Annotated in this window: 12 protein-coding genes; 9 read left to right on the forward strand and 3 right to left on the reverse strand. The window is 42.0% G+C overall.

The annotated features are described in order from the left end of the window. Positions 1–440 precede the first annotated feature (440 nt). A complete protein-coding gene (rluA, locus tag OIZ54_RS07525) occupies positions 441–1,094 on the forward strand; it encodes a bifunctional tRNA pseudouridine(32) synthase/23S rRNA pseudouridine(746) synthase RluA (protein WP_024031523.1) in 654 nt (217 codons plus the stop codon). 81 nt (positions 1,095–1,175) lie between these two features. Next, complete coding sequence (locus tag OIZ54_RS07530; protein WP_264390081.1) at positions 1,176–2,132, forward strand: alpha/beta hydrolase family protein; 957 nt, start codon at positions 1,176–1,178, stop codon at positions 2,130–2,132. Here the strand turns inward: OIZ54_RS07530 and djlA are convergent. From djlA to OIZ54_RS07545, 3 genes are read right to left on the reverse strand one after another with little or no spacing between them, the layout of a single operon-like run. Beyond that, entirely contained in the window at positions 2,115–2,975 is an 861-nt protein-coding gene (gene djlA, locus OIZ54_RS07535; RefSeq protein ID WP_029773301.1) for a co-chaperone DjlA, read from the reverse strand. The two genes, OIZ54_RS07530 and djlA, sit on opposite strands and share 18 nt — an antisense overlap. 17 nt (positions 2,976–2,992) lie before the next feature. Beyond that, complete coding sequence (gene murU / locus OIZ54_RS07540; RefSeq protein ID WP_264390082.1) at positions 2,993–3,655, reverse strand: N-acetylmuramate alpha-1-phosphate uridylyltransferase MurU; 663 nt, start codon at positions 3,653–3,655, stop codon at positions 2,993–2,995. After that, the gene (locus OIZ54_RS07545; RefSeq protein WP_264390083.1) at positions 3,652–4,653 is read right to left on the reverse strand and encodes an aminoglycoside phosphotransferase family protein; all 1,002 of its coding nucleotides are present in this window, start codon (positions 4,651–4,653) and stop codon (positions 3,652–3,654) included. Before OIZ54_RS07545 ends, murU begins: the two co-directional genes overlap by 4 nt. A gap of 101 nt (positions 4,654–4,754) precedes the next feature. On the opposite strand from OIZ54_RS07545, the gene lptD reads away from it, so the two are divergent. The 7 genes from lptD to OIZ54_RS07580 all read left to right on the forward strand — a co-directional run bounded on the left by lptD (position 4,755) and on the right by OIZ54_RS07580 (position 13,524). Beyond that, positions 4,755–7,007 (forward strand): LPS assembly protein LptD, encoded by a 2,253-nt coding sequence (lptD, locus tag OIZ54_RS07550; RefSeq protein ID WP_055254919.1) that lies wholly within the window; start codon positions 4,755–4,757, stop codon positions 7,005–7,007. Between the two features lie 92 nt (positions 7,008–7,099). Further along, positions 7,100–8,395, forward strand: a complete 1,296-nt coding sequence (gene surA, locus OIZ54_RS07555) for a peptidylprolyl isomerase SurA (RefSeq protein ID WP_264390084.1) — start codon at positions 7,100–7,102, stop codon at positions 8,393–8,395. 2 nt (positions 8,396–8,397) lie between these two features. After that, positions 8,398–9,390, forward strand: coding sequence for a 4-hydroxythreonine-4-phosphate dehydrogenase PdxA (gene pdxA / locus OIZ54_RS07560; protein ID WP_024031517.1), 993 nt, complete (start codon positions 8,398–8,400; stop codon positions 9,388–9,390). After that, positions 9,387–10,193, forward strand: coding sequence for a 16S rRNA (adenine(1518)-N(6)/adenine(1519)-N(6))-dimethyltransferase RsmA (rsmA, locus tag OIZ54_RS07565; RefSeq protein ID WP_004585856.1), 807 nt, complete (start codon positions 9,387–9,389; stop codon positions 10,191–10,193). Before pdxA ends, rsmA begins: the two co-directional genes overlap by 4 nt. Beyond that, positions 10,177–10,566, forward strand: coding sequence for a Co2+/Mg2+ efflux protein ApaG (apaG, locus tag OIZ54_RS07570; protein WP_004585855.1), 390 nt, complete (start codon positions 10,177–10,179; stop codon positions 10,564–10,566). The genes rsmA and apaG overlap by 17 nt, the downstream gene beginning before the upstream one ends. Before the next feature lie 11 nt (positions 10,567–10,577). Further along, entirely contained in the window at positions 10,578–11,396 is an 819-nt protein-coding gene (locus OIZ54_RS07575; protein WP_264390085.1) for a symmetrical bis(5'-nucleosyl)-tetraphosphatase, read from the forward strand. A 112-nt stretch (positions 11,397–11,508) separates the two neighbouring features. Next, positions 11,509–13,524, forward strand: a complete 2,016-nt coding sequence (locus tag OIZ54_RS07580; protein WP_004585853.1) for a methyl-accepting chemotaxis protein — start codon at positions 11,509–11,511, stop codon at positions 13,522–13,524. Positions 13,525–13,580 lie beyond the last annotated feature (56 nt).

The following is a 13,580-nucleotide window of genomic DNA, read 5'->3' on the forward strand; positions in this document are numbered from 1 at the left end:
TTTTTACATTCACCTCTACAATTACTCATCAGTATCTTAGCCACCTAGTATAGCCATTATTTCAATATCTATTTCTGTAACTCTATAATAGATGCTGTCTGAGCCACAAACGGCACGTCGATTGATCACTAAAACCGCTTTTTTCTGAGTTAGCAAGCTTACCATTTATTGCTTCTGCTCTTCTTGCACGGCGAATTAAATCATTCACCAATTCACTTTTATTTATGTAATCCCCCCACGTTTTCAACGTAATTACGAAGCCATAAATCATTCTGTTCAGTAAGTGAAATACTTTGCCTTGCCATAATATGTTCCTATAACTTTAAGCTGGTGCAGTTTTACTCCAGCATGAAAAATACGCAATTAAACTTTTATCTTTTCCTTGAGCCTTTGCTCTCGCTCCCCTAGAATAGCGCCCTGCAAAATTACTGAGGTCGGCCGTGTTAGTTAATTACAATCCCCCAATGAGTCCGTATTTAACAATACTGCACCAAGATGACGACTTGCTCATCGTTAATAAACCCAGCGAACTTTTAACCGTCCCAGGTAAAGATCCAAAACATGCCGATAGCTTAATTAATCGCGTTAACCGTGTTTTTCCTACAGCTAAAATAGTGCACCGCCTAGATATGGCAACGTCAGGCATACTTTGCCTTGCTATGAATAAGGCAGCTCATAGGCATTTAAGTATGCAGTTTCAAGAACGTGAAACTGCAAAACGCTATATTGCACGTGTTTACGGCCAACTTGAGCAAGATACCGGATCGGTTGATTTGCCACTTATATGTGATTGGCCTAATCGTCCTAAGCAAATGGTTGATTATGAAAACGGTAAGCCCTCGCTAACCCACTTTAAAATACTTGCACGAGAAGCGGGCGCAACACGTGTAGAGCTCACGCCAATTACGGGGCGCTCGCACCAATTACGCGTGCACATGCTAAGCCTTGGCCACCCAATACTGGGCGATAGACTTTATGCCCATAAAGAGGCCCTAGCCGCGGCGCCACGTTTACAACTACATGCGCAAATGTTGCAACTAAAACACCCCGTGACCGAGCAAGTACTGACCTTTGAGGTAGAGCCCGACTTTTAATAGGTAAAGCCCGCAAAGTTAGTACTAAACTTTTACCTTAGCGCGCCGATACTTAGTTATTACTCACGTTTTGGGCTTACTATGATATCTGCGCAGCTAATCAAAAAAACGCTACAAAGTGTATGTTGTTGCTCTGCGTTATGCTTAAGCGCATATGCCAGTGCTGCAGAGCATATAGCCCCACCTTCTTTATCAAGTATCGAAAATAGCGATATAAAACGTCTACTACCCAATGATGAAGTTAAACCCATACTTGCTGGTGATACAGAATTTTTAAGTTTGTATAGCGAATACATGAGCCGCGATTTTAGAGGTATTGTATTACTCATCCCTGATTGGAATTCTCCCCCCACCAGCAATGCTGGCATGAGTTACCTGCGAAAAGAGCTTACTAATTTAGGTTACACAACCTACGCCATGACAGTACCCGATATAGATTGGCAAGCAAGTAAAATGGCTGCACAAGCAGCTGCCCAATCAAGCACGCAATCAAGTACGCAAGCGCAAAATGAAGATCCAACAAAAACGGCGCAAAGTAACAGCGACGGTGCTGTTACAACGGCTCAAGAGCCACACTTTGTTAATGCCATTGATTTGGTGAGTAATGAGGTACTAAGCAATTATAAAACTAATTTAATAATGCGTTATGAGGCGCTCTATCAAAACGCAATGAGTGAGCCAAATAATATTGTCGTCATAGCACAAGGTACCAGTGCCGGAGTATTGCTAGAATACTATGCCGATTTTCCTGACTCGCGAATAGATGCGTTTATAAGCTTAAGTAGTTATTTACCTAATACACAGCGCAATAAAGGTTTAGCGCAAACCACATCGCTGGTGACCCCCGCCTTGCTTGATATTTACTATGCAAATGACAATACCGATATACTTATGAGCCTTAAAAACCGCCAGCGCTGGGTAAATCGAAATGCTAAATTTGATTACCGCCAGCGCCAACTCTTTGGCCTGCGCGATGCGCCAGAGCAGCATGCACGGTTAACTAAAGTGATAGACGGTTTTTTACGCCGCCTTTTTTAAATACTCGTAAGCCGCTTGAATATCTTGGCTTTTTTTAACTGCTACTTCCATCATGTGTTTAGGTAGCCCTTGAGAGACTAATTTATCAGGGTGATGCTGCGCCATTAATTTACGATACGCTACTTTAATATCTCGTTGCGTCGCGTCACTACTTAACCCTAATAAAGCCAAGGCCTGTGAGCGGTTCATGCTGTTATTAGGGGGCACATGATGACCAGAACCTTCACGGTAACTGCTACTTTGACCTTGCTGCTGTTGCCTATACTGTTGTTGCTGCTGTCTAAAACTAAATTCAGCTTGGTAACGCTTAAGAATAAAAGCAAAATGGGTTTTAGAAATACCTAATTGCTTACTTACCTCTTGTAACAGCTGTTTTTCTTGCTCTGCGAGCACGCCATCAGAAAACGCCATTTGAATTTGAATTTCTAAAAACAGTTGCAGTAAGTCGTAACGTTTTGCAAAGCGTTCTTTAAAGTCGTGTACTGTTTCTTTAATCGAAAAGTCGCTGTCTTTACCTGATTGAAATGCATGCTGAGCTTCGCGGCGCTCATCGCCCTTTAGCCCCATTTCATCCATAAACATACTTGCCGCTTTTATATGCACCTCGCTTACGCGACCGTTCGACTTTGCAATATGCCCCATAACCGCAAAGCAGCTCGAAAAAAACAACGCTTGGCGCTCGTTTACATCATCACCTTTAAACAAACCTGAAAAGCCCCCGGCTTTATCAAAATCGTTTTTTAAGCTTTTATCAAATAAATGGCCGAGGTATAAACCTAAAATGGCACCAAAAATTTTGCCAAACATAAAGCCAAAACAAAAACCGAGTATTTTTCCCCACATCTAATTAACCGCCTCTATTAAAGTGTGTTTTGTATGCGCTCGTTGAGCTGCGCGAGTCGCTGTGGTGTGCCGATATCGTCCCACTGACCAATATAAAGCTCAGTTGAGATAACCTGTTGGGCGAGCTTTTCTCGCAATATTGGCCCAAGCGGGCGTATGCCAGGCTCTAAACCTTTAAAAAAATTAGCGTGGTAACGGCTAATTCCCGAAAATGTATACTTTTGACTCTCAGCCGATAAGTGACTTAACGCAAAATCCCCTTTTTCGTTATGAGGTGGGTTTTCTACTAACACTATGTGGGCCTCGCCGTCTTGCAGGTGCAACTGTGTAAGCGCACTCACATCGTAATCTGTGTATACATCGCCGTTAATTACAATAAATTGCTCACCTAGTAATGGCAGCGCCTGAATAATTCCGCCAGCGGTTTCAAGGCCGCCCTCAGCCTCTTGGCTATATTCAATGCGCACACCAAACTCAGCACCATTTTTAAAATAGCTTTTTATTTTATCCCCTTGCCAAGCTAGGTTTATAACAATGTTAGTAATGCCAGCGGCTTTAAGGTTATTAATATGGTGCTCAATCAGCGGTTTACCCGCCACTTTTAGCATAGGTTTAGGCATAGCTTGTGTAAGCGGCATCATTCGCTGGCCGCGCCCGGCTGCTAAAATCATGGCTTTCATGTGCGCTCCTTAGCTAATTTTAGTGTTACCTGCGGTATTACAGCGCTACTTACCCACTCACTTAAGGCTGCAAGCTCTGGATAGATTTTTGCAACATCAACAATGTAATCCAACGTCGGTAAAATATTATCAAGGTAGCCGGTTTTACCATCGCGTAAATAGAGCCGGCAAAATATTCCCGCTGCCTTTAAATGGCGCTGAATACCCGTTAAATCAAACCACTGTTTAAACTGCTCAAAAGAAGTATCTGTTATTAATTTTTGCGCTGTAAATTCTTCATACCCGTACTTAAGCAGCTGATTGAGCTGTGCTTGTGGCAACTTAAAGTAGCAATCACGTAGCAGCGACACTAAGTCATAGCACAGCGGCCCGCGCACGGCATCTTGGTAATCTATAATTGCCCACTGCTCATTGCTATACATAATATTACGGCTGTGATAATCACGATGAACCGTGACCGTAGGCTGCGCTAGCATAGCGTTCGTTAATAGCTCACAGCTTTGCTGCCAAAGTGTTTTTTGCTCAGTACTCATTGTTAAGCCAATAAAATCAGTAACCAGCCATTGACTAAAAATATTCAGCTCAAGATGAATAAATTCTTTATTATAATTTTGCATAGCTGCTGATTCAGGTGTTTTGGCCCAGCTTGCCGCTAAACGGATTAATTGCTTGTAATATTCATCTCTATTTGGCTCATCGAGCTTATCGGCTAAGTGTGTATTTCCTAAGTCACTTAACACAAAAAAGCCTTGTTCTTCATCGCTTGCAATTATTTCAGGCAATAAAAAGCCGTTGTCGGTGAATACTTTATTAAGAGAGATATACGGAGCGTTATTTACTTTTTGCGGGTCGGAGTCCATCACAATAAACGCTTTTCCGGCACAGCTTAAACGGTAATAACGGCGAAAGCTGGCATCCCCAGTAATGGCTACTAAGGAGTGTGGTTTAGCATCAAAGTGCGTATTTATAAATAGTTGTAAATTATCAAAGCGTGTCATTATATAAGATGTCTATTTTTATAGGTCAATTACTGTATTTGCCATTGTTTTCCTTTATTATGTCTAGCTTATAATAAACCAAAGAGCATTAAGGTCGATAAATGAGCAAAACCTGGGGCATATTGATGCTAGGCGTAATTAGCGCACCATCGCTTGCCGAAACTGAACTGGCACACAATTTATGTGGCATTTCAATGCAAACCAGAGCTTGGCAACCTCTACCAAACTTAGCGGTAGGATCGGTTGATATACAAGCTGACGATGTAGAGCTCCTAGGCACACAAAGCGCTGAATTTACCGGCAATGTTGATATTAACACCCTTGATATGAGTTTGTCCGCACAAACTGCGCTTATAGATAAACAGCGCGGTTTACTTAATGCAACAGGCCCTATTACTTATCAAGACCGTGTAAGCCAAGTAAACAGCTCAGGTTTAAATGCCGATTTAAATAATTCAGAAATAAGCCTACTAGGTGCCGATTACAGCTTAACAGCGCAACAAGGTAAAGGTGGCGCCGAAAAACTCACTGTCAACGAGTCTGGCTTATTGTTAATGAATGCAAGCTTTACTACTTGCCCAAGCGATACACCCGTGTGGGAAATAGAAGCCGACGAAATTAACCTCTCTCGTGAAGAAGGTTGGGGCGAAACCTATAACGCCGTTTTACGTATTCTTGACACTCCCGTTTTATATTTACCTTATTTCACGTTTCCGCTGGATGAGCGACGCAAGTCGGGCTTATTAACACCAAGCATTTCGAGCTCCGACCGTTACGGCCTTGAAACTGTTACGCCTTATTATTGGAATATTGCGCCTAATTTTGACGCCACTATTACACCACGTTATATGTCGCGCAAAGGCTTACAATTGCAAACCGAGTTTAGATACCTCACGGAGCAACATGAAGGCTTAGTCGGTATTGAATACTTAGATAGCGATGATTCGGAGCCAAGCCTTGATGAGCGCTATATGTTTCATTGGCAGCAACAAAGCTATTTAAGTGAAGACTGGCGCGCCAATATTGATGTAACTAACGTCAGTGATGACAACTACATCACCGATTTAAGCTCTAATTACGCAAATAAAACCGATACCCAACTTTATCGTACCGGCTCTGTGACTCACCTTGGTGACACATGGCGTACCGATATTAAATTTCAAAACTTTGAAGTACTGGGCGATCACTTAGAGTCGTATGCCGCGGTTCCACAAATTAGCTTTACACAAACCGCCCCATGGCGTTTTGATAACTTTGACTTTAGTTTGTCGGGTGAAGTAAGCCACTTTACCAACGACTCTTCAGAAATTGCCATAGACAGTGCTACCCGTGTACACGTAGAGCCAAAAGCGCGCTTTAACTACGCAACACATGCGTGGTCGTTTCTCTCAGAAGTGAGCTTATTGCAAACTAACTACAAGCAAAGTGGTAATTTAACGGGCACTCAATATAGCGATAGCGTTTCGCGTACCTTGCCAAAAGTACGTTTGTACTCGCAGCTTAACTTTGAACGTGACACCTCGACCTTTTTTGAAGATGGCATTCAAACTCTTGAGCCACAAATACAGTATTTATATACCCCTAATAAGGATCAATCTGAGATAGGTCTATTTGACACCACCCGCTTACAGGATGACTTTTTTGGCCTATTTAGAGATACGCGCTTTTCGGGTGTAGACCGTATAGCCGCAGCTAACCAATTTACGTTAGGTGCAACAACACGCTTATTTGATAATAAACACGAAGAAGTGTTTAACTTTAGCGCGGGTCAAATTTTTTACCTAAACGACTCGGCTAAACCTACCGAGCAAGATTTAGACTCAGAGACAAACTACAACGCCCTTTTTGCAGCGCAAACAATGCTACATTGGCACCGCCGTTGGTACCTCTCAGCGGGTATGCAATACGACACGGATGGTAAGCAAATGATCCAGTCAAATGTCACCCTCGATTACAAAGGTGACAATAATGAGCTAGTTCAATTGAACCATCGCTATGCAAATGATGTCTCAGGAAATACAATCGAGCAAACGGGTGTATTTACAAGTATCCCAATTAGTGATCAGTGGCAATTTATTGCAAGCTACCACCGGGACCTTGAAAATAATCGAAGCATCGAATTTTTAAGCGGATTACAGTATGAATCATGCTGTTGGGCAATCCAAATTACTGGTCACCGTCAGATTGAAACCGATTTAAATCAGTCTATCGGGCAGCAACAAGCCACTTTTGATTCAGGTATTAGTTTAAACTTTGTATTAAAAGGACTTGGCAGTAAGAGCCGTTACGATGCACAAAAATTATTACAACAAGGTATTTTTGGCTACCGTAGACCGTATTTTCTTAATAATTAAGGCAAACGAGCAATTAAGGTGATACTTTAAAGCCCTAAAATGCAGTACGCCCTGTTTTAAAGCAGTACTATTAGAAGAGTAGTAAAAAGAATATGAATTTAAAAAAACTATTATCAACAGCTATTTTAAGCTTAAGCTTATGCCATGGCGCATTTGCCGCCCCACAGGAAATCGACAAAGTAATTGGTGTTGTAAACCAAGGCGTAATTTTAAAAAGTGAAGTAGACACCATAATTAATCGTGTTAAAAAGCAAGCCGCAGAGCAAGGCCAACAACTTCCTAAAGACGAAACGCTTCGCGTACAAGCCGTTGAGCGTTTAGTTAACCAAACGCTTATGATGCAAATGGCTGAACGTATGGGCCTTGAAATTTCAGACAGCCAGTTAGACCAAACACTCGCGAATATGGCAAAAGATCAAGGCGGCAGCATTGCCGATCTTCGTCGTACCATTGAAGCCGCTGGCGAGAGCTTTCAAGCCTACCGCGAAGAAATTCGTAAAGAGATCACCACCCAACAGGTTACCCGTGCCAATGTAGATCGTCGAATCTATATTAGCCAACAAGAAGTAGATAACCTGTTGAAAATAATGGAAAGCCAAGGTCAAAACTCTGAAGAGTATGATATTGGCCACATCCTTATTGATATTCCTAACGATGCAACAGCAGATGAAATCAGCAGTGCTAAAACACGTGCTGACAAAGTTATTGAGCTATTAAACGATGGCCAAGAGTTTAAACGCATCGCTATTTCATCATCAGGTGGCTCAAAAGCGCTTGAAGGCGGACAACTCGGTTATATGGGTATCAACGAAATGCCTTCGTTATTTGCCGAAGCTGTAAAAGGTCAAAAGAAAGGCGCTATTGTTGGCCCGCTTCGCTCGGGTGCTGGCTTTCATATAATTAAGGTGCAAGATGTACGTGGTCGCCAATTAGTAGAAACCACAGAAGTACGCTCACGCCATATTCTTATTAAGCCTTCAATTATTTTAAGTGAAGAAAAAGCACGTAGCATGCTAGCAGGATTTGCCAAAGATTTACGCGCAGGAAAAGCAGACTTTGCTGAGCTTGCTAAAGAATATTCAGAAGATCCAGGCTCAGCCCTTAAAGGCGGTGAGTATGATTGGACTGACCCTACAACGTATGTACCGGCGTTTAAAGATACTTTGTTATCACTTGATAAAAATCAAATTAGTGAACCATTTAGAACACAATTTGGATGGCACATAGTACAACTTTTAGATAAACGTGTAGCAGATAAAACCGAGCTAGCTAAACGTAACCGTGCGCACGGCATGTTGTTTAATCGTAAATTTAAAGAAGAAAGTTTTAACTGGCAGCAAGAAATGCGCGAACAAGCCCATGTTGAAATTTTCCCTATAGACGAGTAATTATGACATTACGAATTGCAATTACCCCGGGTGAACCTGCGGGGATTGGCCCTGACTTGCTGCTGCAATTAGCGCAGCAACCATGGCAAGCTCAACTGGTCGCTATCGCCGACAAACAGTTATTAAAAGAACGCGCTCAACACTTGGGCCTTAATATTGAGCTAATTGATTTTGATGAAAATGCCCCTGCAGCTATAGCGCCTGCAGGTAGCATTTATATTCACCAAGTAGATTTAGGCACTGACGTTAAGCTAGGTGAACTAGATGACTTAAACGGCCAATACGTGCTTGATACCTTACGTATTGCCAGCGAAAAAAATATGGACGGTACCTTTGATGCCGTTGTCACGGGCCCTGTTCACAAAGGGATTATTAATAAAGCCGGTATTTCCTTTAGTGGCCACACTGAGTACTTTGCTCAGCAGTCGGGCACCTCTGATGTAGTAATGATGCTAGCAACTGAAGGCTTGCGTGTTGCCCTAGTAACAACGCATATACCGCTGGCTTATGTATCGCGTGCAATTACACAAGAGCGCTTAACTAAAGTTATTAGTATTTTAAACCACGACTTACAAACTAAGTTTGGTATTGAGCAACCAAAAATTTTAGTGTGTGGATTAAACCCCCATGCCGGCGAAGACGGTCATTTAGGCACAGAAGAAATAGAGACAATTTCACCTACGCTTGAGCTTTTAAACAGCCAAGGCATGAATTTAATTGGTCCGCTTCCTGCCGATACCCTATTTCAGGATAAATACCTCTCTCAAGCCGATGCCGTGCTTGCTATGTATCACGATCAGGGTTTACCTGTGCTAAAATACAAGGGATTTGGTAACTCGGTAAATATAACCTTAGGTTTACCATTTATCCGCACTTCGGTTGATCACGGTACTGCGCTTGATTTAGCAGGCACCGGTGACGCTGAAGTTGGCAGTTTTGAATTAGCGATCCGCGAAGCAATTAAGCTCGCCCATGAAAAAGCACAGAATCAATGACCGATAAAGTACATTTAGGACACCGCGCCCGTAAACGTTTTGGGCAAAACTTTTTATTTGATGAATCTATCATTGATAAAATAGTGACTGCAATCGATCCTAAACCACAAGACAACCTAGTAGAGATTGGCCCAGGTTTAGGCGCAATTACCGAGCCTGTTGCCGATTTAAGCGGCCAACTTACTGTTGTTGAGCTAGATAAAGACTTAGCTCAGCGTTTAATTGAGCACCCTTTTTTAGGTCCTAAATTAAACGTAAACCAAGGCGATGCAATGAAGTTTGACTTTGCAAGCCTTGTACGCGATGACAAAAAATTAAAAGTGTTTGGTAACCTGCCTTACAATATTTCTACGCCATTACTGTTTCATCTTTTTGAGTTTGCTGATCATATTGAGCACATGCACTTTATGCTGCAAAAAGAAGTAGTAAAACGTATGGTTGCAGGCCCAGGCAGCAAAACCTTTGGCCGTTTAAGTGTGATGACACAATACTACTGCCACGCAATGCCCGTGGTTGAAGTACCGCCAGAGTGTTTTAAACCAGCACCTAAAGTAGACTCTGCGGTTATTCGTCTGATCCCTAAAAAAGCCGAGCAACGTACCGCTAAAAGCGTGAAAATTTTAAACACCGTGTGTTTAGAAGCCTTTAATCAACGCCGTAAAACATTGCGTAACAGCTTAGGCAACTTACTCACCGCAGATGAGCTTACCAGCATTGGTATTGATATTACTTTGCGTGCTGAAAGCCTAACGTTACAACAATTTATTGATATAGCTAATTGGATTTATGACAACAAGCAGTAATATTGGCTCTCCTGTAAAAGTCTCTGTAGAGACTTTTTATGTTGAAGGGCAATCTCAGCCTGAGCTAGAAAAGTACGTTTTTGCCTACTCAGTGACAATTAAAAACCACAGTCTTTGCAGCGCTACACTTTTAAGCCGTTATTGGTTGATCACCGATGCCAATGGTAAAGAAGTTGAAGTAGAGGGCGAAGGCGTTGTGGGCGAAACCCCCGTTATAGGCCCAGGCGAAACTTACAAATACACCAGTGGCGCAATATTAGACACCCCTGTTGGCACCATGCAGGGACACTACACACTGCGCAATGAGTTTGGCTCTGAGTTTGAAGCACCTATAAGCGTATTTCGTTTAGCGTGCCCTAACATTTTACATTAGTAAAAAGCGCCATGGCTGATTACGCAATTGGTGATTTACAAGGCTGCTTTAAAGAGTTTAGCCGCTTGCTCAAACGGGTTGACTTTAACCCAAGCAAAGATCACCTTTATTTAGTGGGCGATATCGTCGCACGTGGGCCGGACTCTCTGGCCTGCCTAGATTATATTTATCGCCATCAAGACAGCATGACTGTTACTTTAGGCAATCATGATTTACACATGGTTGCCTGTCACTATCTTAATAAGCCAATCAACCCCAAAGATAACCTCGGTGCTATTTTTGATAGTAAAAAGCTTCCTCACTATATCGCCTATTTGCAAACTCAGCCGCTTGCTATTTATTTAGCACAGCACCGCAGCTTTATATCGCATGCAGGGCTTAACCCTAATTGGTCTATAGAAAGCGCACTTAAACACGCACAGTTTGCTCAGCGTTGTTATCAATCGGCAAATGCTAAGCACTTTTTTGAAAAAATGTATCAGCCTCATCCCGCTATATGGCATGACGATTTAAACGAATTTGATAAGTTTAGGTACATTGTTAACTACTTTACCCGCATGCGCTTTTTAACCAGCAACAACACGTTAGAGCTTAGTGCGAAAGGCGCAATTAGCGATAATAAAACGTTAACAGCCTGGTTCACTCACCCTAATATAAAAGCATTAGAAAACAACCTTATATTTGGCCATTGGGCCGCTCTTGAAGGGGTTACTCAGCTCAATCACATACATGCGCTCGATACCGGATGCGTATGGGGCGGTGCTTTAACGATGATGAACTTGCAAACTAAGCAAAAAATAGTAGAAAAGCCGACGCTTTTATCTAAATAAACTGTAAAACCCCAGCACATATGTTAAATTTAAATTAATAGATATTAATTGCTTAACTTATTGGTTAAAAAGCCGATAAGATGTGATTGAAGTACTTTAATTGGAAATCCATATGAATCTGACAGTAAGCCAACGAATTTGGTGTGGTTTTATATTTATCACCTTATTACTCATAATCATTGGTGGTAACTCTTTAATAAAAATTGCGAGCATTGACCGCTCTACCCAGCAGGTAAACCAGTTATCACTGCCCGCGCTTAATAAAAGCTCAGAACTACAAGCTGAATTTATTTTAATGAGTAAAGCAGCCCAAGCTAGTTTTTATACCACCTCAAGCGCACAGCTCACCCCTATAAAACAAAAAGTACTTGAGCAAAAAGACAAATTCAACTCGCTGCACGCCGACCTTCAACGTGTTGTAAAAAACGATGCATCACTGAGTCAAAAAAGCCAAGCAGTAGAAAAAACCTACTTAAGCTTTTTAGGTACGGTCGAAAACCTATTAGCTGATAAAGATAAACAACTAGCACTTAATAAAACCCTCACAGCACAGCTTGAAACAATTGAGATTGCAGCTGAAGATGCCAATTCAGTCGTGCTTGATATCACAGATATTACTAACTTTGAGCAAAATCACCCACGCGCTTACCAAGCCGCCAATAACTTAGAAAACAACTTTATGTCTGTGGTGAGTAACAGTACCGATATGCTCACGGTTAAAACGACAAACACCCTAGATATTGTAAAAAATGAGCAAGCTTATTACCTTGACGAAGTAATTCGTACTTTAACGTTAATAAAGCCAGCTATAGAGCAAGATAACAACGACCTATACAGTGATTTACAAGCATACGTTGATACGCTGATAGAAAATATCAGCGGTAATAATAGCCTAGCGGCCAATAAGCAGCGCCTTATTGACGCTATCGCACTTACCGAAAAAGAACTTGCCCAATCAGAGCAAGCGACCACTATGGCACTGTCGCAAATTGATGATTTAGTAACACAAGCAAGTACTGTAGCTTACAAATTACAAGAAGGTGTTCGCGAGGATGTAGACTCAGCGACGCTCTGGACATGGGCAGGTATGATCATCGCAACGTTAATTGCAATTGCAATTGCGATTCTTACCGTTAATAGAATCACTAAGCCACTGGCTGAGGTTAATCGGATTTTAGATATTGTTGCCAGCGGTGATATGACCCAACGCTTAGATGACTCTGCAAAAGATGAATTTGGCGAGCTATCAAAAAGCTGTAACACCCTTATAGATAGCCTACGTAGCTTAATTAAGGGCATTATTTCACGCTCAACTCAATTAGCAGCGGCGTCTGAGCAAACATCAGCCATTACCGGTGAGTCAAGCCAAGCTATTCGTAACCAACAAGCACAAGTAGAGCAAGCGGCAACCGCCACAACCGAAATGAGCAGCACGTCGCAAACAGTAAGTAACAGCGCACAACAGGCACTTAACGAAATTAAAAATGCCGATAAAGAAGCTGAACGTGTAAAAGGTATTTCTCATCAAAATAAAGCCACTATTGAGCAACTTGCTCGCGAGGTGGACGATGCATCAGGTGTTATTAATAAGCTTCATCAAGACAGCGCATCTATAGGCAGTATTTTAGATGTAATACGCGGCATTGCAGAGCAAACCAACCTATTAGCACTTAACGCTGCAATTGAAGCAGCGCGTGCAGGTGAATATGGCCGAGGTTTTGCGGTAGTAGCGGATGAAGTACGCTCACTGGCAAGCAAAACGCAAGAGTCGACCCAAGAGATACAATCTATGATTGAATCGCTTCAAAGTGGCGCAGAAGCGGCTGTAACAGCAATGGATAAAGGTAAACAGCAAGCAGAATCATGTGTTGAACAAAGCGACTTAGCAAGCAGCGCATTAGACTCAATTACACTTGCCGTATCGCAAGCACACGATGTAAGTGAAGAAATCTCTACCGCAGCTCAAGAGCAACAACAAGTATCACAAGAAATTAGTGAACGTTTAGAATCTATTGTAGCCATAGCCGAGCAAACAGCTGAGGGTGCAAATCAAACAAACATTTCAAGCTCAGAAGTAGCCAAACTTGCTGAAGAGCTAAGAATATCGGTAGAAAATTTTAAAGTGTAATGTACACCTAACAACAGTAAATTAACGCAATAAAAAACCCGATACTGTTACTCAGT

Origin of the sequence: Pseudoalteromonas sp. A3 (assembly GCF_025942345.1) — a bacterium.
GTDB classification, from domain to species: Bacteria; Pseudomonadota; Gammaproteobacteria; order Enterobacterales; family Alteromonadaceae; genus Pseudoalteromonas; species Pseudoalteromonas atlantica.

Bases quoted from the DNA above. Each gene is read 5' to 3' on its own strand.
- OIZ54_RS07530 (WP_264390081.1), top strand. From the start codon at position 1,176: ATGATATCTGCGCAGCTAATCAAAAAAACGCTACAAAGTGTATGTTGT.
- djlA (WP_029773301.1), bottom strand. From the start codon at position 2,975: ATGTGGGGAAAAATACTCGGTTTTTGTTTTGGCTTTATGTTTGGCAAA.
- murU (WP_264390082.1), bottom strand. From the start codon at position 3,655: ATGAAAGCCATGATTTTAGCAGCCGGGCGCGGCCAGCGAATGATGCCG.
- OIZ54_RS07545 (WP_264390083.1), bottom strand. From the start codon at position 4,653: ATGACACGCTTTGATAATTTACAACTATTTATAAATACGCACTTTGAT.
- lptD (WP_055254919.1), top strand. From the start codon at position 4,755: ATGAGCAAAACCTGGGGCATATTGATGCTAGGCGTAATTAGCGCACCA.
- surA (WP_264390084.1), top strand. From the start codon at position 7,100: ATGAATTTAAAAAAACTATTATCAACAGCTATTTTAAGCTTAAGCTTA.
- pdxA (WP_024031517.1), top strand. From the start codon at position 8,398: ATGACATTACGAATTGCAATTACCCCGGGTGAACCTGCGGGGATTGGC.
- rsmA (WP_004585856.1), top strand. From the start codon at position 9,387: ATGACCGATAAAGTACATTTAGGACACCGCGCCCGTAAACGTTTTGGG.
- apaG (WP_004585855.1), top strand. From the start codon at position 10,177: ATGACAACAAGCAGTAATATTGGCTCTCCTGTAAAAGTCTCTGTAGAG.
- OIZ54_RS07575 (WP_264390085.1), top strand. From the start codon at position 10,578: ATGGCTGATTACGCAATTGGTGATTTACAAGGCTGCTTTAAAGAGTTT.
- OIZ54_RS07580 (WP_004585853.1), top strand. From the start codon at position 11,509: ATGAATCTGACAGTAAGCCAACGAATTTGGTGTGGTTTTATATTTATC.